The sequence below is a fragment of the Massilia sp. METH4 genome (assembly GCF_037094685.1).
Taxonomy (GTDB): Bacteria; Pseudomonadota; Gammaproteobacteria; order Burkholderiales; family Burkholderiaceae_D; genus Rugamonas.
This window is the reverse complement of record NZ_CP146614.1, coordinates 4,515,907-4,536,384: the sequence shown is the minus strand read 5'-3', so window position 1 is coordinate 4,536,384 and position 20,478 is coordinate 4,515,907. Positions and strand designations below refer to the sequence as shown.

The 20,478-nt window shown below is 67.2% G+C and carries 21 protein-coding genes; 12 read left to right on the top strand and 9 right to left on the bottom strand.

The window, feature by feature from the left end; translation table 11 throughout:
• Positions 1–17 precede the first annotated feature (17 nt).
• Positions 18–1,355, bottom strand: coding sequence for a sugar MFS transporter (locus tag V6Z91_RS19985; protein ID WP_338760171.1), 1,338 nt, complete (start codon positions 1,353–1,355; stop codon positions 18–20).
• A 241-nt stretch (positions 1,356–1,596) separates the two neighbouring features.
• Here V6Z91_RS19985 and V6Z91_RS19980 point away from each other — a divergent pair, with 241 nt between their 5' ends.
• From V6Z91_RS19980 to V6Z91_RS19970, 3 genes are all read left to right on the top strand, one after another.
• Entirely contained in the window at positions 1,597–2,598 is a 1,002-nt protein-coding gene (locus tag V6Z91_RS19980; protein ID WP_338760168.1) for a glycoside hydrolase family 43 protein, read from the top strand.
• Between the two features lie 114 nt (positions 2,599–2,712).
• The gene (locus V6Z91_RS19975; RefSeq protein WP_338760165.1) at positions 2,713–3,264 is read left to right on the top strand and encodes a nuclear transport factor 2 family protein; all 552 of its coding nucleotides are present in this window, start codon (positions 2,713–2,715) and stop codon (positions 3,262–3,264) included.
• A gap of 41 nt (positions 3,265–3,305) precedes the next feature.
• Positions 3,306–3,623 (top strand): hypothetical protein, encoded by a 318-nt coding sequence (locus V6Z91_RS19970; protein WP_338760162.1) that lies wholly within the window; start codon positions 3,306–3,308, stop codon positions 3,621–3,623.
• A 40-nt stretch (positions 3,624–3,663) separates the two neighbouring features.
• Here the strand turns inward: V6Z91_RS19970 and V6Z91_RS19965 are convergent, their stop codons facing one another.
• Positions 3,664–4,578: a LysR family transcriptional regulator gene (locus V6Z91_RS19965; protein WP_338760159.1), complete on the bottom strand. Its 915-nt coding sequence runs from the start codon at positions 4,576–4,578 to the stop codon at positions 3,664–3,666.
• A 330-nt stretch (positions 4,579–4,908) separates the two neighbouring features.
• Here V6Z91_RS19965 and sdhC point away from each other — a divergent pair, with 330 nt between their 5' ends.
• The 5 genes from sdhC to V6Z91_RS19940 all read left to right on the top strand — a co-directional run bounded on the left by sdhC (position 4,909) and on the right by V6Z91_RS19940 (position 9,423).
• Positions 4,909–5,325, top strand: coding sequence for a succinate dehydrogenase, cytochrome b556 subunit (sdhC, locus tag V6Z91_RS19960; RefSeq protein ID WP_338760156.1), 417 nt, complete (start codon positions 4,909–4,911; stop codon positions 5,323–5,325).
• On the top strand, positions 5,326–5,688 hold the full coding sequence (gene sdhD, locus V6Z91_RS19955; RefSeq protein WP_338760152.1) for a succinate dehydrogenase, hydrophobic membrane anchor protein: 363 nt from the start codon (positions 5,326–5,328) through the stop codon (positions 5,686–5,688).
• A 3-nt stretch (positions 5,689–5,691) separates the two neighbouring features.
• Positions 5,692–7,470 carry a succinate dehydrogenase flavoprotein subunit gene (gene sdhA, locus V6Z91_RS19950; RefSeq protein WP_338760150.1) on the top strand — a complete coding sequence of 593 codons (1,779 nt, stop codon included), beginning with the start codon at positions 5,692–5,694 and terminating at the stop codon, positions 7,468–7,470.
• Between the two features lie 16 nt (positions 7,471–7,486).
• Positions 7,487–8,197, top strand: coding sequence for a succinate dehydrogenase iron-sulfur subunit (locus V6Z91_RS19945; protein WP_338760147.1), 711 nt, complete (start codon positions 7,487–7,489; stop codon positions 8,195–8,197).
• Positions 8,198–8,346: 149 nt separating this feature from the next.
• Positions 8,347–9,423: a glycoside hydrolase family 43 protein gene (locus V6Z91_RS19940; protein ID WP_338760144.1), complete on the top strand. Its 1,077-nt coding sequence runs from the start codon at positions 8,347–8,349 to the stop codon at positions 9,421–9,423.
• A 120-nt stretch (positions 9,424–9,543) separates the two neighbouring features.
• Here V6Z91_RS19940 and V6Z91_RS19935 read toward each other — a convergent pair whose 3' ends face one another.
• Positions 9,544–9,789 carry a hypothetical protein gene (locus tag V6Z91_RS19935; RefSeq protein ID WP_338760141.1) on the bottom strand — a complete coding sequence of 82 codons (246 nt, stop codon included), beginning with the start codon at positions 9,787–9,789 and terminating at the stop codon, positions 9,544–9,546.
• A 54-nt stretch (positions 9,790–9,843) separates the two neighbouring features.
• Positions 9,844–10,656: a TlpA disulfide reductase family protein gene (locus V6Z91_RS19930; RefSeq protein WP_338760138.1), complete on the bottom strand. Its 813-nt coding sequence runs from the start codon at positions 10,654–10,656 to the stop codon at positions 9,844–9,846.
• Positions 10,657–10,820: 164 nt separating this feature from the next.
• On the opposite strand from V6Z91_RS19930, the gene V6Z91_RS19925 reads away from it, so the two are divergent.
• Together V6Z91_RS19925 and V6Z91_RS19920 are read left to right on the top strand one after the other, a co-directional pair.
• Positions 10,821–11,369, top strand: coding sequence for a cysteine hydrolase family protein (locus V6Z91_RS19925; protein ID WP_338760135.1), 549 nt, complete (start codon positions 10,821–10,823; stop codon positions 11,367–11,369).
• Positions 11,370–11,602: 233 nt separating this feature from the next.
• The gene (locus V6Z91_RS19920) at positions 11,603–11,944 is read left to right on the top strand and encodes a YciI family protein (protein WP_338760132.1); all 342 of its coding nucleotides are present in this window, start codon (positions 11,603–11,605) and stop codon (positions 11,942–11,944) included.
• A 14-nt stretch (positions 11,945–11,958) separates the two neighbouring features.
• Here V6Z91_RS19920 and V6Z91_RS19915 read toward each other — a convergent pair whose 3' ends face one another.
• A complete protein-coding gene (locus V6Z91_RS19915; protein ID WP_338760129.1) occupies positions 11,959–12,702 on the bottom strand; it encodes a hypothetical protein in 744 nt (247 codons plus the stop codon).
• A gap of 120 nt (positions 12,703–12,822) precedes the next feature.
• Between V6Z91_RS19915 and V6Z91_RS19910 the strand changes: the two genes are divergently transcribed.
• Entirely contained in the window at positions 12,823–13,974 is a 1,152-nt protein-coding gene (locus V6Z91_RS19910) for a branched-chain amino acid ABC transporter substrate-binding protein (RefSeq protein ID WP_338760126.1), read from the top strand.
• Positions 13,975–14,097: 123 nt separating this feature from the next.
• Positions 14,098–15,444, top strand: a complete 1,347-nt coding sequence (locus tag V6Z91_RS19905) for a GGDEF domain-containing protein (protein WP_338760123.1) — start codon at positions 14,098–14,100, stop codon at positions 15,442–15,444.
• Between the two features lie 8 nt (positions 15,445–15,452).
• On the opposite strand, the gene V6Z91_RS19900 is transcribed toward V6Z91_RS19905, so the two are convergent.
• The 4 genes from V6Z91_RS19900 to V6Z91_RS19885 all read right to left on the bottom strand — a co-directional run bounded on the left by V6Z91_RS19900 (position 15,453) and on the right by V6Z91_RS19885 (position 20,478).
• Entirely contained in the window at positions 15,453–15,803 is a 351-nt protein-coding gene (locus V6Z91_RS19900) for a response regulator (RefSeq protein ID WP_338760121.1), read from the bottom strand.
• Positions 15,804–15,806: 3 nt separating this feature from the next.
• On the bottom strand, positions 15,807–17,552 hold the full coding sequence (locus V6Z91_RS19895) for a histidine kinase famiy protein (RefSeq protein ID WP_338760118.1): 1,746 nt from the start codon (positions 17,550–17,552) through the stop codon (positions 15,807–15,809).
• A gap of 101 nt (positions 17,553–17,653) precedes the next feature.
• Positions 17,654–18,865, bottom strand: a complete 1,212-nt coding sequence (locus V6Z91_RS19890; RefSeq protein ID WP_338760115.1) for an HD-GYP domain-containing protein — start codon at positions 18,863–18,865, stop codon at positions 17,654–17,656.
• A gap of 272 nt (positions 18,866–19,137) precedes the next feature.
• Complete coding sequence (locus tag V6Z91_RS19885; protein ID WP_338760112.1) at positions 19,138–20,478, bottom strand: chemotaxis protein CheW; 1,341 nt, start codon at positions 20,476–20,478, stop codon at positions 19,138–19,140.

The following is a 20,478-nucleotide window of genomic DNA, read 5'->3' as shown; positions in this document are numbered from 1 at the left end:
CCAGTTCGATAGTCTTGTCAGCGCCAGCTGCGCAGCTTGTGGCCGTGGGCGGCATACCAGAAGATCAGCAGGTAGCACGGCAGCAGCAGCCAGTAGGCCGCGCGCGGGGTGGCCAGGTCCGACAGGTGGCCATACAGCAGCGGCAGCACGGCCCCGCCGCAGATCGCCATGATCAATACCGCCGACCCGCTCGCCGTGTGGCGCCCCAGGCCCTGCAGGGCCAGCGGCCAGATGGCAGGCCAGACCATCGCGTTGGCCAGGCCGAGCAGCGCCAAGCACATCACCGAATCCGGCACCGGCGCAATGCCGGCCCACCCCAGCAGCGCCTGCGAAATGCCGTCGGCCCGTGTGGAACCGGTGACGACGCCGATGGTGAACAGCACGCCGGCCAGGGCCGACAGCAACAGCGCGCGCTGCTGCGACAGCCAGCGGGGAATCGCGACCACGCCGACCAGGTAGCCGAGCACCATGCACACCATCGTGTACGAGGTGAGCACGCCGAAATTGGCCACGCTCAGCTCATGGCCATACAGGCCGATCGTATCGGCCGCGATCACCTCCACGCCCACGTAGGCGAACAGCGCCAGCGCGCCCAGCACCAGCTGCGGGAATTGCAGCACGTCGGGGCCCCGTACGGCGGCCCCCCGTACGGCGGCACCCGGTTCATCGCCCTCGGGCGGGATGTCGCGCAGGCTGGAGAAATGAATGAAGACCATGATGGCGAACAGCAGGCCCGCCATGCAGCCGTACGGGAAGGCGAGCCGCCGGCCCAGCGCGGCACGGGTGGCCGCGTCGAGCGAGGCCAGTGCCGTGTGCGAGAAATCGTCGATATCGGCCAGCATCAGCGACGCGAAGATGAGCGGCACGATCACGCCGGCGCCCTTGTTGAACAGGCCCATGATGCTGATGCGCATGGCGGCGCTGTCGCGCGGGCCGATGCACACGATATACGGGTTGATGGCCGTCTGCATCAACGTCATGCCGGTGGCCAGGGTGAACAGCGCGGCCAGGAACAGCTCATAGCGCGTGCTCTGCGCCGCCGGGATGAACAGCAGCGCGCCCAGGCCCATGACGCCCAGCCCGATCGTCATGCCGTTCTTGTAGCCCGTGCGCCGCAGCACCGCCGCCGCCGGCAGCGCCATCACGGTATAGGCGATGTAGAACGCGAAGGTGACCCACAGCGCCTGGAAGTTGTTCAAGCCGCAGACGATCTTCAGGAACGGCACCAGCGAGCCGTTGAGCCACGTGACGAAGCCGAGGATGAAGAACAACAGACCGACGAACAGCATGCCGACCACCACGTCCCGCGTGGCGTGGCTTGCCGGGCTTCCGGGTTCCTTGACGCTCATTTCCATGGCGCGCCCGCGGATGCATCCGGAACGGCTGGGTGAAGCGTGATCGGTTGGCGCATGCGACTCCCCTGTGTTGTCGGTAAGGCATGCTAGCAGTCGGTTGCTTCGATGGCCAGTAGCAAGTGGTATTACCCCATTCGTACTGTCGCGATACCGATTTGGTTATTCCAGGTTCATCAAATGTTATTGGCGCCGGCGCCGCCAGCGATGGCACACTCGCCGCACAATAACTATTCGAGATGCCATGCCCTATCGTGCCCTCCCCGTGCTCGCCGCCTTCATTTTCTCGCTGCCGGCCGCTGCCGCCCCCGTCTTCGACAACCCGCTGGTGCCGCAGCGCGCCGACCCGCACGTGACGCTGCAGGCCGACGGCCATTACTACCTGGCCGCCACCGTGCCCGAATACGACCGCATCGAGGTGCGCCGTGCCCGCGACCTGAATGGCCTTGGCAAGGCCGAGGCGAAGGTCCTCTGGCGCGCGCCGGCAAACGGCCCGATGAGCCGGAACATCTGGGCGCCGGAAATGCACCGGATCGACGGCAAGTGGTATGTGTACTTCACCGCGGGCAGTTCCGAAGCGCCCCTCGATATCCGCCTGTACGTGCTGGAGAACGCGTCCGCCGACCCGCTGGAGGGTACGTGGAAGGAACGCGGGCAATTGAAGACGGGCTGGGAAATCTTCGCGCTCGATGCCACGACCTTCGCCCATGGCGGCAAGCGCTACCTGCTGTGGACGCAGCGCCCGCCCACGGCCGACAAGCACATGACCGGCGTGTACATCGCCGAAATGGACACGCCGCTGTCGATCAGGGGCCCGGCCACCCTGCTCACCGTGCCAGAGTACGACTGGGAAAAAGTGAAGTTCGACGTCAACGAGGCGCCGGCCGTGCTGGTGAAGAATGGCCGCGTGTTCGTCACGTATTCGGCCAGCGCGACGGACGCCAATTACGCGCTGGGCATGCTGACGGCCGATGCCGGCGGCAACCTGCTCGATGCGCGCTCGTGGACGAAGTCGTCGCAGCCGGTGTTCAGGAGCAGCAAGCGTACGGGCCAGTACGGCCCTGGGCACAACTCGTTCACCACCACACCCGACGGCAAGACCGACATCCTGGTCTACCATGCGCGCAGCTATGAGCAGATTCCGGGGGATTCGCTGAACGACCCGAACCGGCATACGCGTGCGCAGGCGATCAAATGGCGCGCCGACGGTACGCCTGACTTCGGGGAACCGGTGGCGGACAAGTGATCGCCGATGCATGGCCGGTCGATCGTGCAAGCACCCCGGACCATCCGGCAATCGCCTGGCGCGGCTGGTGATGCAAGATGGTGCCCTGCTCTTTCAATTCGGGAGGATCACGGCATGTCGACCAATACGACTTGCATCCATGAAGCGGCGACGAACCGCCGCCGCTTCGCCCTCGGCCTGCTGGCGGTGGCGGGCGCCGGTGTCGCCGCCGATGCACAGCCATTCAACGCACAGGCCAACCGCCGCTTCATCGACGCCGCCTTCGGCCGCTGGGCGGCCGGCGGCACGGGCTTCTTCAACGAGGTGCTGCGCGAGGATGCCGTGTGGACGATCATCGGCAGCGGCCCGTCCGCCGGCACTTACCACGGTCGCCAGGACTTCATCGATCGCGCCATCGCTCCATTTGCCGCCCGCATGGCCACGCCGGTCAGGCCCGTTTCGCGGATGGTGTGGGCCGACGGGGAGCATGTGATCGCGCGCTGGGATGGCGAGGGCGTGGCCGGCGATGGGCGGCCATACCGGAACAGCTATGTATGGATTTTCCGCATGCGCGACGGTCGTGCTGCCGAGGTGACGGCTTTCCTGGACCTTGCGCTGTACGATGAGGTGCTGCGGCGCGTGCCGGCGCGGCCTGCAAGCCCGCCGCGCAGTCAGGGGCGTGACTGAACAGGCACCGCCATCAATCGGTTCGCATACTGGAGGTGTATATGAAACGTGCTGTCGTAGTTTCGGCGGCAGCCGTCCTGCTGCTGATGCTGGCATTCGCATACTTCAGGGGCGGGAACGCCCCTTCGCCACGTGCGGCCGACACGGCGGCGGATGCCGACCAGCTGCCCATCGGCGCCGCCCGGATGCTCGACGACGGCACCATCGTGATGGACCTCTACATGAGGCACGGGGAAGCGGTGGGCCACGGCCAGGCCACCTACCGGAAGGATCATCCCGAGTATGCCCGCGTCCTGAAGCATCTCGGGGGCCTGCGGCCGGGGGAGGAAAAACTCGTCCCGCCCTTCCCGGACGAATAAGGTGGGCTGGATCACGCGTGGGTGGCAAGGCGCCGCTATCTTACCGCCGGCCCCGCCCCTGCCCCACCGCCGCCCGTGCTTCCTCCGCCAGGGCGAGGAAATTGTCGACCATCGCCGACGGCTCCGCTTCCCGCGACGCCAGCGCCAGGTTCGTCACCACCTTCGCATCCGCGATATCCAGATACACCACACCCTCGGCGCGGATCTGGCTGACCGACGCCGGCACGATCGACACGCCGAATTCGGCGGACACCAGGTTCACCACCGACGACAGCTGGGGCGCCTGCTGCCCCGCCACGGGCTCGAAGCCGGCCTGGCGGCAGGCGTTGTAGATCTCGTCGTGCAGCATTGGGCTTTCCTCGCGCGGGATCAGCACGAAGGATTCGTGCGCCAGCGACGTCAGGGGGATGCGCCGGCTCTTCGCCAGCGGGTGGCCGGCCGGCAGGACCACCTTCATCGGTTCGCTGGCGATCTGGTACAGGGCGATGCCGGCGAACGAGTGCGTGCCGGGGCGCATGAGCGCCAGGTCGAGGCGCCCTTCTTCCAGCAACGCAAGGAGCTGGGTCGTGGTGCCCTCCGTCAGCGTGAGCGCCACGCCGGGGTAGGTGCTGCGGAAGGCACGGATCAGCGCGCGCACGATCGGGTGGAAGGCGGCGGAAGCCGTCAAGCCCAGGTGCAGATGCCCTGTCTCGCCGCGGCCGGCGCGTTGCGCGTTTGATACAGCTTGCTGGGCATCGTTCAGCAGGCGCTTCGCGTCGACGAGCAGCGCCTTGCCGGCCTCGGTGAGCGACACGCCGTGGCCCGTGCGATGGAACAGCGGCACGTCCAGCTCCCGCTCCAGCGTGAGGATTTGCTGGCTCAGCGGCGGTTGGCCGATGCCCAGCCTTTCCGCCGCACGGGTCACATTGCCCTCCTCGGCCACGGCCACGAAATAGCGCAAACGCCTTAATTCCATTACAACACTCCGAGCTGGTATCTGATTATCGTCTGGATTCCAAACGTTCTATATATTGGACAGTATATCGCCATCCGCCGATAATGCGTGGCTTGCAACCCGCGTTGGCTGTAGGGAAGCACAGATTTGCTCATGGCGGCGATCTCAGCCCTGAGAAAACGCGCCCAGCTGCGTCACAAATGCCCCGCCATACCTCGGTATGACGGGAAATTTGCTCCTTGCTGAGCACGTTTTTCAGGACTGATCTCATCCACCAGCTGTAAATCAGTGCTTCCCTAGGAATGGTCGCGCGCGGGCCTAGAAAAACAATCCAGGTGAGAGAGGTCTCCAATGGCTGTACAAGAAACCCATAGAAAAGCGCGACGAGAGTTCCGCAACATCCACGTTACCGAGCTGTCGAACTACCGGATGCCGTTCTCGGCCATCGTGTCGATCCTGCACCGCATCAGCGGCCTGCTGCTGTTCGTGCTGCTGCCCTTCATCCTGTACCTGCTGCAGGAAAGCATCCGCTCCGAAATCTCCTTCGCCCACTTCCAGGGCATCGCCTCGCACCCGTTCTCGAAACTGGTGATCCTGGCGCTGGTCTGGGGCTATATGCACCACTTCTGCGCCGGCATCCGCCACCTGGTGATGGATACGCACATCGGCCTGGACAAGGATTCGGCCCGCCAGACGTCCGTCGCCGTGCTGGTCATCAGCCTGGCCGTGACGTTCCTGGTCGCCCTGAAACTGTTCGGAGTGTTCTAAATGAAAAACAATATCGGACCGAAGCGCATCGTCGTCGGCGCCCACTACGGCCTGGGCGAATTCCTGGCCCAGCGCGCCACCGCCGTGGTGATGGTGGTGTACACCCTCGTGCTGCTGATTGCCTTTTTGACCGGTTCCAACTTCAGCTATGAAGGCTGGGCCGGCCTGTTCGCCAAGACGTGGTTCAAGCTGTTCACCCTGGCCACCCTGATCGGCCTGTTCTATCACGCGTGGGTCGGCGTCGTCTCCGTCTATCAGGACTACATCAAGAACGTGGGCGTTCGCTTCCTCATCCAAACCGCGTCGGCCATGTGGCTGATCGCGTGCGCCGTGTGGTCGGTGCAGATACTCTGGAGTGTGTAAATCGTGGCAGCAATCAAATCTTCCCTCCCTGTCCGCCGCTTCGACGCGGTGATCGTCGGCGCCGGCGGTTCCGGCATGCGCGCCTCCCTGCAACTGGCGGAAGCTGGCCTGAACGTGGCCGTGCTGTCGAAGGTATTCCCGACCCGCTCGCACACCGTGGCGGCGCAGGGCGGCATTGGCGCATCGCTGGGCAATATGGCCGAGGACAACTGGTTCTGGCACATGTTCGACACCGTGAAGGGTGGCGACTACCTGGGCGACCAGGACGCGATCGAATTCATGTGCCGCGAGGCACCGAAGGTCGTCTACGAGCTCGAACACTTCGGCATGCCGTTCGACCGCAACCCCGACGGCACGATCTACCAGCGCCCGTTCGGCGGCCACACCGCGAACTTCGGCGAGAAGGCCGTGCAGCGCGCCTGCGCCGCGGCCGACCGTACCGGCCATGCGCTGCTGCACACGCTGTACCAGCGTAATGTGCGTGCGCGTACCCACTTCTTCGTCGAGTGGATGGCGCTGGACCTGATCCGCGACGCCGAAGGCGACGTGATCGGCGTGGTCGCGCTCGAAATGGAAACGGGCGACGTGATGATCCTGCAGGCGAAGACGACGATCTTCGCCACCGGCGGTGCCGGCCGGATCTTCGCAGCATCGACCAACGCGTTCATCAACACCGGCGACGGCATGGGCATGGCGGCACGCGCCGGCCTGCCGCTGCAGGACATGGAGTTCTGGCAGTTCCACCCGACCGGCGTGGCCGGCGCGGGCGTCCTGATCACCGAAGGCGTGCGCGGCGAAGGCGGCATCCTGATCAACTCGCAGGGCGAACGCTTCATGGAGCGCTATGCGCCGACCTTGAAGGACCTGGCGCCGCGCGACTTCGTGTCCCGCTCGATGGACCAGGAAATCAAGGAAGGCCGCGGCGTGGGCCCGAACAAGGACCACGTGCTGCTCGACCTGCGCCACATCGGCAAGGAGACGATCGAGAAGCGCCTGCCGTCGATCCTGGAAATCGGCCACAAGTTCGCCAACGTCGACGCGACGAAGGAACCGATCCCTGTCGTGCCGACCATCCACTACCAGATGGGCGGTATCCCGACGAACATCCACGGCCAGGTCGTGGTGCCAAGCGGCGACGGTTCGCAGAAAGTGGTCAACGGCCTGTACGCGATCGGCGAATGCGCCTGCGTGTCGGTGCACGGCGCGAACCGCCTGGGCACGAACTCGCTGCTGGACCTGGTGGTGTTCGGCCGCGCGGCCGGCAACCACGTGGTGGCATCGAACCTCAAGCAGAAGGAACACAAGGACCTGCCGAAGGATGCCGGCGACTTTGCGATGGACCGTCTGAACCGCCTCGAAACGTCGACCGGCGGCGAGCGCGTGCAGGGCGTGGCGAACGACATCCGCGCCACGATGCAGAAATACTGCGGCGTGTTCCGTACCGACGACCTGCTCAAGCAAGGTTTCGACGAGATCATGAAGCTGGACGAACGCCGCAAGCACGTGTCGTTCAAGGACAAGTCCAAGGTGTTCAACACCGCCCGCGTCGAAGCGCTGGAACTGGACAACCTGATCGAGACGGCCAAGGCGACCATCACGTCGGCCGTGGCGCGCAAGGAATCGCGCGGCGCGCACGCGCACAGCGACTTCCCGAACCGCGACGACGAAAACTGGATGAAGCACACGCTGTGGTTCTCCGAAGGCTGCCGCCTGGAGTACAAGCCAGTCGTCACCAAGCCGCTGACGGTGGAAACCTTCAAGCCAAAAGCACGTACTTTCTAAGCAAGGGCCTTACAACATGGCACGCACTCTCAAATTCAAGATCTACCGCTACGATCCGGACAAGGATGAAAAGCCGTACATGCAAGACCTGACGGTCGAGCTGAAGGACACCGACAAGATGCTGCTGGACGCGATCCAGCGCATCAAGTCCGACGTGGACGATTCGCTGGCCCTGCGCCGCTCGTGCCGTGAAGGCGTGTGCGGTTCCGACGCGATGAACGTGAACGGCAAGAACCGCCTGGCTTGCACGACGAACCTCAATGAGCTGACCGAACCGATCATCCTGCGCCCGCTGCCTGGCCTGCCCGTGATCCGCGACCTGATCGTGGACATGACGCAATTCTTCAAGCAATATGATTCGATCAAGCCGTTCCTGATCAACGACTCGATTCCGCCGGAGAAGGAACGCCTGCAGACCCCGGCCGAGCGCGAAGAGCTCGACGGCTTGTACGAATGTATCCTGTGCGCCTGCTGCTCCACGTCCTGCCCGTCGTTCTGGTGGAACCCGGACAAGTTCGTGGGCCCGGCTGGCCTCTTGCAAGCCTACCGCTTCATCGCCGACTCGCGCGACGAAGCTACAGCTGCGCGCCTGGATAACCTGGAAGATCCGTACCGCCTGTTCCGCTGCCACTCGATCATGAATTGCGTGGACGTCTGCCCGAAGGGCCTCAACCCGAACAAGGCCATCGGCAAGATCAAGGAACTGATGGTTCGCCGGGCGATCTGATCGTTTCCCGCATTACCCGAAAGCCGGTGCCCTGCACCGGCTTTTTTCATTTCGACGGCACGGATCAACACGTTGATCGAATGCCGTCCACCGGATGCGCACCACGGCGCGAGCGGCTACACTCGGCCGTCGATTGCCCCGGAGACGATATGAAGACCCGCCCCCTCGCCCTGGCGCCCATGCTGGCCGCGCTGGCACTGCCCGCCCTCGCCGGCGAGCTCACCATGCCCCACATGCCGCTGCACGACCCTTACGTGGTCGCCGACCAGGCCAGCAAGACCTATTACCTGTACACGTCGAACGTGCCCTCGGTGAGCGGCGAATGCGGCACCGGCATCATGGCCTACACGAGCCGCGACCTGAAGACATGGGCGAAGCCGAAGGTCGTGTTCAAGCTGCCGGCAGGCGGCTGGGCCAATGGCGGCGCCTGGGCGCCGGAGGTGCACACGTGGCGCGGCAAGTACTACCTGTTCACCACCCTGCACAACGAAGGCGCCGCACTGGACAAACCGTCCGACTCCGGCTGGCCGGCCTACCGGCGCGGCACCGTGATGGCGGTGGCCGATACGCCGGATGGGCCGTTCACCGTGGCCAACGGCGGCGAGCCAGTGGCACCGCGGGACCTGATGACGCTGGACGGCACGCTGTACGTGGACAAGCAAGGCAACCCGTCCTACGTATACGCGCATGAATGGATACAGACAGGTGACGGCACGATCGAGGCGCTGCCGCTGACGAAGAACCTGAAGCCGGCCGGCCCGCCGGCGCTGCTGTTCAAGGCATCGAGCGCGCCCTGGTCGAACGGCCAGCGTCCGGTGGCACCGAACGGCACGCCCGCGAAGACGAATGTGTACGTGACCGACGGCCCGCAACTGTATGCGTCGAACGATGGCAGCCTGCTGATGCTGTGGTCCAGCTACGACAGGAATGGCTACGTGCAATCGGTGGCCCGCTCGCCATCCGGCAAGCTGGCCGGACCTTGGGAACAGCTGGAGCCGATCGTGCGGCGCGATTCCGGGCACGGCATGCTGTTCGACACCTTCGATGGCAAGCGCATGCTGGTCGTGCACCGGCCGTTCAAGAACGCGCGCGGCAAGTTGTACGAAGTGCGCGATGCCGGCGGCCGGATCGAGATTCTGAACCAGCGCGTGGACCTGGATGGAGACCACGTGATGGCCGCGTCTGCGCCGCCGGAGCGGGACCATTGCGGGCCGCCGGCTGCCTAAGAGCGCCTAACAAAACCCCCATGGCTGCGTTGCAGCGTCTCGCCGTACAGGTGTACTGTCTTCAACGCCGCGCCTTGCCCTGCGGGTTTTGTTAGGCGCTCTAAGCCCTGCGCGTTGGCGTTACGCAGGGCCCGGCGCTTCGTGGCCCTGTGCCGTCTCCGGCCGCAGCACGAGGCGCAACCGCACCACGTCGTCGTCGCGGGTCACCTCGAAGCCGGAGGCGCGTGCCAGCGCCAGCATGCGCACATTGTCCGGCAATGCCGTGCCGACGACCTCCGCCAGGCCGCTGGCGCGGAAATGGTCGAGCATCGCCTGGCGCAGCGGCAGGCCGCCCTCGCCCGGCGCGTCCAGCCCGGCGGAGAACACGACCGCCGCACGGGTGCCGGCGCGCCGTCGCGCATGCTACCGACGACGCCTCGATCAGTTCTTCCCTTCGATCGCCGCCAGCTTCGCCCGCAGCGTCGCCGCCGACAGCATGCCGATATGCGTGTCGGCCAGCCGCCCCCGCTCGTCATAGAAGAACGTGGTCGGCAGGGCCAGCGAACCGACGCTCTGGCCGAGCGCCTTCGGCTGGTCGAGCAGCGAATGGTCCAGCTGCAGGCCGGCACGCCCCAGGTAGGCGGCGACCGTGCCGGCCGCCTCGCCCTGGTTGACGAACACGAAGGCGACTTCGGGATGATCGCGCTGCGCCTGCGCGAGCACCGGCATCTCATGGCGGCACGGCGGGCACCACGTGGCCCACAGGTTGACGACCAGCGGCTTGCGCGCCGCCACCTGCGCCAGCGTTGCGGCGCTGCCGTCCATCGCCGTCAGCGCCACGGCCGGAACGGCTTGCTGCTCGCCCATCGTGGCGACGGAAGAAGCGCCGGACATGAACCACGCCAGGGAGCCTGCAATCACGCTTGCCGCCAACGGCTCGGCCAGCGCCCGCTTGCGCGTCACCCGCCAGGCTCCGTACAGCGCCGCCCCCACGAGGCCCGGCCACATCATGAAGCCCTGGTCGCGGATGTCGAGGATGGACAGCGGTTCCCTGGCGTACTGGTCGAACCAGGCCGCCACGAAGGCCAGCCGGGCCACTACCAGGCAGACCAACAGCATGTCGGCCAGCACGCCCGCCGCGTTCACGCCCTTGCGCCGGCCATGCCAGTGGCCGATCGCGAGCGCGACGAGAAACGACAGCGCGAACAGCAGGTGTACGGCGTTGAAGACCAGCGGTCCCAGGGTGATGTTCATGGCGGCGTGCGGGCGTTGGAGGCGGGCCACAGCATACACGAGGGTTGGCCCGAATGCGTCGACATCTGGCCCTCGTCCGGCTCGTGAGGGCCGGGCCGCCCGGCGAGAATGCCGCAACGGGGTGATGGGCACCCCGCCAACCACAGAATATCGAGGCAAGCACCATGAGCAAGCAAGCATTGATCGTCGTCGATCTCCAGAACGAATACCTGCCGACCGGGAAACTGCCCCTCGCCGGCATCGACACTGCCCTGGCCAACGCAGCCCGCGCCATCGCGGCCGCCCGCGAACGGAGCGAACTGGTGATCCATGTGCGGCATGAAGCCTCCCAGCCGGGCGCGCCATTCTTCGTGCCGGGCACGGACGGCGTGCGGATCCACGCCGATGTAGCGCCGCAAGGGGATGAAACCGTCATCGTCAAGAACCATCCGAACGCCTTCCTGGAGACGGACCTGAAGCGCGTGCTCGACGAGCGCGGCATCGAGGCGGTGACGATCGTGGGCGCGATGAGCCATATGTGCATCGACGCGGCCGCGCGCGCCGCTTCCGACTTCGGCTACCGCACCACGGTGCTGCACGACGCCTGCGCCACGCGCGACCTGGAGTTCGGCGGCCAGGTCGTGCCCGCCGCGCAGGTGCATGCGGCACAGATGGCGGCACTGGCATTCGCCTACGCAACCGTCGCTTCCACCACGGAATACCTCGCCCACTAGGGCGAGCCTCCAGGGCCGGGCAGCAGGGTCCGCACGGCCAAGATGCCCGGCATCGGCGGCGCGCAGCCGCCGATGCCGGGCCATCAAACGGCACACGGGGGACGGCTTTTGGGCCAGAATTGCAACCGGAGGAGTACGGATGGCGCTGGAAATCGAGCGCAACAAGGGCAAGGACAGCAGCGGCTGTCCGGTTGCCATGCCTCTACGTGAAGAGTCACAAGGAGCAACGAACGATGACCAAGTACCTCATTTCCTTTCCCGCCGATGCGATGAACGTCCCCGCCGCGGACATGCCCGCCGTCCGCGAGGCATCGCACGCCGTGATCCGCGAAGCCAAGGCCGCCGGCGTCTACGTCTTCGGCGGCGGCATCAATGCCGCGGTCGCGCCCGCGATGGTCGCGGCGGACGGCAGCTGTACCAACGAAACCTATCCGCGGACCAGGGAGTTCGACGGCGGCTTCTGCGTGCTCGAACTCCCTTCGAGGGAAGCGGCGGTGCAGTGGGCCGCGAAGCTGGCCGCATCCTGCCGCTGCGCGCAAGAGCTGCGCGAGTTCCACCACGACCCGGAAAGCTGACCTGGCGGGCGGCTTCAGTCCCGCCCGATCAGGTGCCGGAACGTCGGCTCGATATTATTTGCGTGCAGGAAGCGCACGATATCCTCCAGCGTTGCATCCTTCAGCAGGAGGTCGGGCGGCACCCCGTCCACGGCTGGCGTGGAGCGCGGCGCCGGCTGCACGCTTGGCGGCTGAACCGATGGCGGCTGCACCGGTTCGCGCTCCAGCACGTCCAGCGCCTGCTGGAGCTGCGCCGGCGTGATCGATCGCAGGTCCTGCAGCAGCGCGGCCTGGGCGGCGGCCGGCGGCGCGATCTCCAGCGCCGGTTCGTCGGCGAACGCCGCGCCCATGCCGGGGTGGATGAAGGCGGCCCATTTGCCGGTTGCCGGGTGGAGGCGCGGCGGCAGCTCCAGCGGCGCGCGCACGCCCTGCTCCGGCAGTTTCGCGTCACTGAAATAGGCCGCGCGCAGCAACGCGAGGAAGCGCTGCGCCCGGTCCACCGGCACCGGCTGCGCGAACGACAGCCAGAGCCGGAAGCCGGTCGCGCCGGACACGCTCACGGCCGGCGCGGGGAGGCCGAGTTCCGCCTGCAAGGCGTTGGCCACCTCGCACAGGCGCTCCCATTGCCGGGCGCCGTCGCCCTCCCCTTTCAGTTCGAATGGAATGACGATGGCGCGCACGCCGCCCTCCCGCACTGCATCGGCGGTGCCCGGTTCGGCCGGCGGCGGCGCGCCCACCGGCAAGTACAGGCGGACCAGTTGTTGCATCAGTTCTTGCATGGCGTTGCTTCTCCTCGTCAGGCCCGCATTATCGCGCCTTCGCCGCCGGCACGGAAGATGGCGCGCGCCGCGCCCGGCAGCTCGACATTACAATCGGTCGATCCCATCACGAGAGCCGCCATGCCTTTCCGCCTTGCCACCCTTGCCTTCCTGCTCGCGCCCGCGCTGCTTGCCGCGGGCGCATCCGCCCAGACCGTCGTGAAGATCGGCACCGCCGCGCCGCTGTCCGGCCCCACGGCGCACCAGGGAAAGGACGTGGAAAACGGCGCACGCATGGCGATCGACGACCTGAACGCCCAGGGCATCGTCATCGCCGGCAGGAAGGTCACGTGGGTGCTGATGCCGGAAGACGATGGCGGCGACCCGAAGGCCGGCACGGCCGTCGCCCAGAAGCTCGTCGACGCGAAGGTGGCCGCCGTGGTCGGCCACCACAATTCGGGCACCACGGTGCCGGCCTCGAAGATCTATGCCCGCGCCGGCATCCCGCAGATCTCGCCGGCCGCCACTACGCCTGTCTACACGAACCAGGGGTTCAGGACGGCATTTCGCGTGGTGGCCAACGACGGCCTGATCGGCCGCACGCTGGCCACGTACACGCTGCGCACGCTCAAGGCCAGGCGGATCGCCATCATCGACGACCGCACGGCATTCGGCCAGGGCCTCGCGGACGAATTCGCCAAGAGCGTGCGCGCGGCCGGTGGGCAAGCCGCGATCGTCAGCCGCCAATTCACCAACGACAAGGCGGTGGACTTCAACGCGATCCTCACACAGATCCGCGCGAAAAAGCCGGACGCGATCTTCTTCGGCGGCATGGACGCGGTGGCCGGCCCGATGCTCAAGCAGATGAAGACGCTGGGTATCGGAGCGAAATTCGTGTCCGGAGACGGCATCTGCTCCGAGCGCTTGCCCGTGCTCGCCGGCGACGCGCTGGCCGACGACCAGGTGGTATGCGTGGTGGCCGGCGGCATCGACGGCCCCCAGGAAGCGAGCCACGCCGCCTTCACGGAGCGTTACCGCGAGCGCTTCGAGCTGCCGGTCGAAACCTATGCCCCCTATGCCTACGACGCCGTGATGACGTTCGCCGCCGCGATGCGGCAGGCGCAATCGACCTTGCCCGCGCAATTCCTGCCGGCGCTCGCGAAGGTGCGCCATGAGGGCATCACGGGCACGATCGCCTTCGATGCGAAGGGCGACCTGCGCGACGCGGCCATGACCTTGTTCACTTATCGCCAAGGCAAGAAAACGAAACTGCAGGTGGTGCGCGGCCGTTGATGCACTAATTTGGTGCCCTGAAACAACGCCCTGTATTGTCCGGTAACTTCGTTCATGCTACCGTTGATCCTCGGGCTGGCCGGTCGCACCTCCGGGCGCGACGCGGCCATATTCAAGGCAGTCATGACGACAGGTGGAGGCAGCATGCGCGCGGCGGGCTCGCACTTCGGTGCGCAAGGCATGCATTACCTCACCGTGGCAATGATCGTGCTGACGGCCGCCCTGCTGTGGTGGCACCGGTACGGCATGGTGCGCGTACTGGAACTGTCGGCGGACAGCGGCCATGCGATCGAGGCGCGCGACGACCGCGGCGATGGCGGCATCTCGCGCGCCGAGCTGGCACGGCGCGACGGCCTGGACCTTACCTGCACGCTGGCGAAAGGCGCGTACGCCTGGCCCTACTGCGGCTACCACATCCTGCTCGGCGAGGGGGAATCCGGCGTCGATCTCTCGGTGTACGACCGCGTGACGATCGAACTCGACCACACCGGTCCCGGCGAGCACTCGCTGCGCGGCTATATCCGCAACTTCGAGCGCGGCTTCTCGACGGTGGCGGACTACCGCACGCAAAAGGTGAACGAGATCGAATTCACGCTCCCGGAGAGCGGCGCCATCACCATTCCGCTCGGCCTGTATCGCAGTGCCGCGTGGTGGAATTCCGCACAGCACGTGCCCCTGTTGCGCACCGGCGCAAATATCGACAATGCGACGGCCGTGGAACTGTACACCGGCAGCCTGAGCGAGATGGGCACGCATCGCCTGCGCCTGAAGGCGGTCCGCTTCGAGGGCAAATGGATCAGCGAGCGGGAGCTGGCGCTGGGTTTGCTGGGGGCCTGGTGCGTGTATGGTGCGCTGTGGCTTTCGCTCGGCATGATCCAGTACCGGCACCAGTTGCGGCGCGAGAAGGCGCGCGTGGCAACGCTCACCGTGATCAACCGCGCCTTGCAGCTCGAATCGCGCCAACTGGCCGACCAGGTGATCCGCGACCCGCTGACGGGTGCGCTGAACCGGCAAGGCTTGCGCGACGCGCTGGTGGCCGACGAGGAAAGTGGTGCGCACGGACAGTTCGACGCCGTGCTGTTCATCGACCTCGATCACTTCAAGACCATCAACGACACGTGGGGCCATGAGACGGGCGACCAGGTGCTCAGGCAGTTCGCCGCCACGGCAAAGGCCGTGATCCGCGATGCGGACAAGCTGGTGCGCTGGGGCGGCGAGGAATTCCTGATCCTGTGCGCCGGCATCGGGGCCGGCAACGCGGCGGCGCTGGCGCAGCAGCTGTGCGACCGGCTGCCGCTGCTCGCCTGGCCGCAAGGCTTGCATGTGACTGTATCGATCGGCGTGGCCGACATTGCAGGCACGGCGGACATCGGCGCGGCGATCCGGCGCGCCGACGCGGCGTTGTACGTGGCCAAGCGCAATGGCCGGAACCGCGTGGAGCGGGCGACGGGCGAACCTGCGCCCGCCTGACGACCGGCTCAGGACTGTCCGGCGGCGCTCCGTACCGCCTCGATCAATTCGCTGCCGGAGACCGGCTTGTTCATCACCCGCACGCCCGCCAGCCCGGCCGCCACCTCGCCCGCGTAGGCCGTTACGAGCAGCGCCGGCACGCCGGGGCGGTTGCTGCGGAACCAGCCGATCAGCGCGTCGCCGGGCATGCCGGGCATGCGCTGGTCGGTGACGAGCACGTCGACGCGGCCGGCATGCGCGGCTGCAATGGCTTCGTCGCCCGTGCCGGCCGTGCGCACCGCGTAGCCGGCGCGCGCCAGGTACTTGCCGAACACATAGCGCACCGCCTCGTCGTCGTCCACCACCAGCACGTGCACCATGCGCTAGCCCTCGTGCTGGAAGCCGGCAGCCGCGCTCCTGCGCATATCCACTTTCAAGGCGAGGCGGATGCGTTCGGCCAGTTCGGTGAGGCGGTAGGGCTTGGCCAGGATCGGGAACGCCGGCGCGTCGCTCACGGCCGTCGGCAGCTGGTCGATATAGCCGGTGGCCAGCAGCACCGGCACGTCCGGCTGGCGCTGGCGCACGCGCTCGGCCAGTTGCAGGCCGTTCATCCCGCCCGGCATGATGATGTCGGTGAACAGCAGGTCGATCTCGCCGTAGCGGTCCATCAGCTCGATCGCCGTCTCGCCGCTTGAGGCGCCGAGCACACGGTAGCCGCTGCCGCGCAGGTGGTTCTCGGCCAGCTCGCGCACCTCGTCGCTGTCGTCCACCACGAGGATGGTGCGCTTGCCCAGGATGGCTTCGGGCGTCCATCGGGCCGCGCCCTGCCCCTTGCGCTCGGCGAGGATTTCCAGCCCCGACTGGGCCGCCTGCGGGAAGATCATGCGGATCGTGGTGCCCCGCTGCGGCGCGCTCTCGATCTCCAGCCGGCCGTGCGACTGCTGCACGAAGCCGTGCACCATCGCCAGCCCCAGGCCCGTGCCCGGGCCCTTGGTGGTGAAGAACGGTTCCGTGGCCCGCGCCGCCACCTCGGGCGACATGCCCTCGCCCTCGTCGATGATGCACAGCACCACGTAGCGGCCCGGCTCCAGCCGGTGCCGCTCGATGCGCTCGGCGTCATCGAGGATCGAGGTGGCGATGGCCACCTTGCCGCCGCCGGGCATCGCGTCGCGCGCGTTGATCAACACGTTCAACAGCGCCATTTCCATGTGCGTGGGGTCGAGCGTGCAGGATGGCAGGCCCGGTTTCAGGTCCAGGTGCAGGTCCACCTTTTCCCCCAGCGTGCGCACCAGCATTTCGCTGAACTCCACCACGAGGGAATTGAGGTTCAGCCGCTTCGGCTCCAGCCGCTGCTTGCGCGCGAACGTGAGCAGCTGCTGCGTGAGCTTGCCCGCCTTCTCGGTGGCCAGCCGGGCACGGTCGACGGCCTGCTCCACGGTGGCAGGATTGTCCAGCGCCCCGGCAGCCAGTTCGAGATTGCCGCCGATAACCTGCAGCAAGTTGTTGAAGTCGTGCGCCAGGCCGGCCGTCAGCTGGCCGATCGCCTCCATTTTTTGCGCCTGCAGGTACGATTGTTCGGACACGCGGCGCCGCGTGATATCCATCTGCGAAGCGAAGAAATACAGCAGCTTGCCGCCTTCGTCGAACACGGGGCCGATGTACAGGCCATTCCAGAACGGACGACCGTCGGCCTTGTAGTTCAGGACGTCGACGGCCACGGCCCGCTGCTCGCGCAGCGCGATGCGGATCTCCTCGATGGTGTTCGGGTCGGTCTGCTCGCCTTGCAGGAAGCGGCAGTTGCGGCCCAACACCTCTTCCTCCTTGTACAGCGTAAGGTCGAGGAAAGCCCGGTTGACGAAGGCGATCGGATTGTCCGGCTGGTTCGGGTCCGTGACGACCATCGGCATGCGCGTCATCTCGATGGCGGCGAAGAAGATATTGCCGCGCTCGTCGAAGCCCGGCTTCGAGATATGCCCGGCCTGCCAGTGCCGCATGCCGGGCTCGCCCAGCGGGTTGAAGCTGCTGCCCTCGACCGAGCCCGCGCTGGGCACGCCCGAGCTCTGGCCCTGGCCGCTCTTTTCATCGTGCGGCAACTGCTCCCGCTCGTCCTTCGTATTACCGATCGTCATCCAGCCTCCATGAACCAGCGAAGACCGGACCGAGCATGGCGCTGGACTTCGGGCGGATTATAGCGAAGCCGGCGCACGTTTGGCGGACGGATCGCCGAGCCCTAGGCATGGACCCAGTACCGGCTCGTGTCCCCGAAGCCCCATTTGCCCGCTTCTTCCCGCGCAGCGATCTCTTCGCCCAGGCCGGGCAGCGACAGGTCCACCTCCTCGGGCGGAATATACCCCATCGAGCGGGCCGAATAGAATACCTTGACGATGGGCTTGAGCAGTGACTTGCTGTTGTCCACCACCACGCCGAGACGACTCGATTTCAGGCGCAGCAGCGTGCCCACCGGATAGATACCCATGCATTTCACGAAGGCCGCGAACACCATCGGGTCGAACTGCCCTTCCTTCGTCCATTCGGCCATGCGCCGCAGCGATTCGGCCGGGCACCAGCCGGCCTTGTAGGGCCGGTTCGACGTGATCGCGTCGTACACGTCGCAGACGGCACCCATGCGCGCGTGAACGCTGATTTGCTGGCCGCCCAGCCGGTGCGGGTAACCCCTGCCGTCGAAGCGCTCGTGATGATGCAGGCAAACATCGCGCGCGATCGCCGGCACGTCCGGCCAGCCGGCCAGCGCCTCGAAGCCGGCCACGGGGTGGCGCTTCACCTGTTCGAATTCCTCGTCGGTGAGGCGCCCGGGCTTGTTCAATATCGCGGCCGGCACGGCCACCTTGCCCAGGTCGTGCAGCAGGCCGGCCAGCCCGCAGTCGCGCACCTCGGCATCGGGCAAGCCCAGTTGCCGGGCCAGCGCGATCATCATGGCGCACACCGCCACCGAGTGCAGGTAAGTATAGTCGTCGGCCTGCTTCAGGCGCACCAGGTTGATCAGCGCTCCCTGGTTGCGCATGACGGAGGCGGCAACATCCTCCACCAGCGTCACCGCGGCCGCCACATCGCCCAGCCGGCCCATGCGCGCCTCGTTAAACATCGTCATCATGGCATCCTTGCCGCGCATGATCACCTTGGTGGCGCGCTGCATCTCGTCGCGCGTCGACACGCACTGCACGGGCGCGAACCGGAATGGCGCCGGTGCCTCGGGCGCGGCCGGCCGCGCCGGCGCGACCGGCTCGGCCGGCTCCGCGACATCCAGGCCGCGGGCGGTATCGATCCAGATCTCCCGGATGCGCGCGGCGCGCATCTTCGCCATCACATCGGCAGAATCGACAGGGAACGCGTTCTGCCAGAACGGCGAATCGAGCCACGACGCGCCCACCTTGTGGACATACATCCCCTTGCGGACCTGTTCGGGAGTGATCTTCTTGAGCATGGCTGCACCTGGAATAACGGCACTGAATTGACGAAATTAACGATCTACCCAACAATTCTCCCTTCGAAGTTTCCACATGTCAATTAAATTGCCGACCAATCGCCGCAGGTGTCGTCAAATTGCTCAATACCCGGCGCTCCGATCGCCAGCCCAGGCTGCCGGAGCCAGTCGATGTACGGTGCGCCCGTGCCCACCTGACCGAGCCGGTGGGGCTGGCCGCTCCAGGAACCATGGCGCGCTCGACCAGGCGCGCAACGGCGCGGCGCGGGCGTTCAGCCGGCGCCGGCCAGCTCTTCGGCGTCGACGATGCGGTAGCTGCCCTGCCGCTCGCCATCGGCCACCTCGACGAAGTCCGCCTTGCCCCGGCCCGGCTGAGCCAGCGTGAACAGCCGCCCGGCGCCGGCGGGCACCAATGACCGCACCGCGTCGACCACGCAGGCCGCGTGAGCCGCGCCGTGGCGCACGATCATCAGGTGCCCTTGGCCGCCGCCCCGCCGCCGGTCCACGACGGCGATCGCCCGGCCCTGCCACGGCATCGTGGCGGGCGCCGCCTCTTCGGCCCCGGTGAACGGCAGCACCTGCTCGACGGCGGCGGCGGCGATCGCCAGGGTGGCACCGGCATCGAACAGCAGCAGGGGCGCGGCATTGCCGGCGCGCGTGTCGCGCCGCGCGCCCGGCTGCCCGCCGGCGCAGCTCAACGCCGTTTCCGGGTAGCGCGCGAACAGCGGCTCGACCGCCACGAACACCAGCGCCTCGCCCGCTTCGTCATACACGGTCGGCACCGCGGCGCCGGGCTCGGGCGGCGCCAGCGGGCGCATGTCGCGCACGCCGTCGATGGCCAGGCCGAGCAGCCGCCCCGCGTCCTCGACGACGGCCAGCAGCGGCCGCGCGGCCGGGCTTCCCTGGCCGGTCGCCGCCAACGCGTCCACCACGGGCACGTGGCGCCCGCGCCACGCGCAGAACGCCGTGGTGCCCGGGCCGATCCGTTCGAGCGCCGGCAACGGCTCCACCGCGGCCAGGCGCATGGTGGGCAGCGCCAGCAGAACCTTCCCGGCGCGCAGCACGGCGCAATTCACGCGCTCCACCACCGCCGCAGGCAACGCCTCTTCGCCGGCCACATCGCCGCCGGGTTCATCGGCGCCGGCATCGATCCAGGCGCGGGCGAGCGCCATCAGCCGACCCGTCTCCAGCACGCCGAGCAGCGCGCCGGTGGACGGTACCGTGACCATCGCCTGGAAGACCTCGTCGGGACCGTCGTCGTGATGCAGGCGCGCGAGCGCGCCGGCCGGCACGTCGGCAAAACCGTCGATCGCATCGACGAGCATGCCGAGCCGGCGGCCGCCTTCGCGCAGCACGAGGATGCGCCGCACCGCGCCGGGAGGCCCCGCGCCGGGAGGCGCCACGCCGACGTCCACCCAGCGCGCCAGGTCGACCACGGGCAACGGCGCGCCATCGCAATCGGCCACCCCGGCCAGGGCGCCGGCGCGGCGCGGCAGCGGCGCCAGCGCCGCCGGCAGCGGCAATGCCTGCGCCACGGCTGCCACGTCGATGCCCACGGCGGTGCCGCCCACCACCACGATGGCCAGCCGCACGCTGCGGGACCGTCCTTCCAT

Excerpts from the sequence above, each read along its gene's own strand:
- V6Z91_RS19920 (WP_338760132.1), top strand. The coding sequence starts at position 11,603 with ATGACCAAGTACCTCATTTCCTTTCCCGCCGATGCGATGAACGTCCCC.
- sdhD (WP_338760152.1), top strand. The coding sequence starts at position 5,326 with ATGAAAAACAATATCGGACCGAAGCGCATCGTCGTCGGCGCCCACTAC.
- V6Z91_RS19980 (WP_338760168.1), top strand. The coding sequence starts at position 1,597 with ATGCCCTATCGTGCCCTCCCCGTGCTCGCCGCCTTCATTTTCTCGCTG.
- V6Z91_RS19945 (WP_338760147.1), top strand. The coding sequence starts at position 7,487 with ATGGCACGCACTCTCAAATTCAAGATCTACCGCTACGATCCGGACAAG.
- V6Z91_RS19910 (WP_338760126.1), top strand. The coding sequence starts at position 12,823 with ATGCCTTTCCGCCTTGCCACCCTTGCCTTCCTGCTCGCGCCCGCGCTG.
- V6Z91_RS19985 (WP_338760171.1), bottom strand. The coding sequence starts at position 1,355 with ATGGAAATGAGCGTCAAGGAACCCGGAAGCCCGGCAAGCCACGCCACG.
- V6Z91_RS19915 (WP_338760129.1), bottom strand. The coding sequence starts at position 12,702 with ATGCAAGAACTGATGCAACAACTGGTCCGCCTGTACTTGCCGGTGGGC.
- V6Z91_RS19925 (WP_338760135.1), top strand. The coding sequence starts at position 10,821 with ATGAGCAAGCAAGCATTGATCGTCGTCGATCTCCAGAACGAATACCTG.
- V6Z91_RS19885 (WP_338760112.1), bottom strand. The coding sequence starts at position 20,478 with ATGGAAGGACGGTCCCGCAGCGTGCGGCTGGCCATCGTGGTGGTGGGC.
- V6Z91_RS19930 (WP_338760138.1), bottom strand. The coding sequence starts at position 10,656 with ATGAACATCACCCTGGGACCGCTGGTCTTCAACGCCGTACACCTGCTG.
- V6Z91_RS19900 (WP_338760121.1), bottom strand. The coding sequence starts at position 15,803 with ATGGTGCACGTGCTGGTGGTGGACGACGACGAGGCGGTGCGCTATGTG.
- V6Z91_RS19970 (WP_338760162.1), top strand. The coding sequence starts at position 3,306 with ATGAAACGTGCTGTCGTAGTTTCGGCGGCAGCCGTCCTGCTGCTGATG.
- V6Z91_RS19940 (WP_338760144.1), top strand. The coding sequence starts at position 8,347 with ATGAAGACCCGCCCCCTCGCCCTGGCGCCCATGCTGGCCGCGCTGGCA.
- V6Z91_RS19975 (WP_338760165.1), top strand. The coding sequence starts at position 2,713 with ATGTCGACCAATACGACTTGCATCCATGAAGCGGCGACGAACCGCCGC.
- V6Z91_RS19890 (WP_338760115.1), bottom strand. The coding sequence starts at position 18,865 with ATGCTCAAGAAGATCACTCCCGAACAGGTCCGCAAGGGGATGTATGTC.
- V6Z91_RS19905 (WP_338760123.1), top strand. The coding sequence starts at position 14,098 with ATGACGACAGGTGGAGGCAGCATGCGCGCGGCGGGCTCGCACTTCGGT.
- sdhC (WP_338760156.1), top strand. The coding sequence starts at position 4,909 with ATGGCTGTACAAGAAACCCATAGAAAAGCGCGACGAGAGTTCCGCAAC.
- V6Z91_RS19895 (WP_338760118.1), bottom strand. The coding sequence starts at position 17,552 with ATGACGATCGGTAATACGAAGGACGAGCGGGAGCAGTTGCCGCACGAT.
- V6Z91_RS19965 (WP_338760159.1), bottom strand. The coding sequence starts at position 4,578 with ATGGAATTAAGGCGTTTGCGCTATTTCGTGGCCGTGGCCGAGGAGGGC.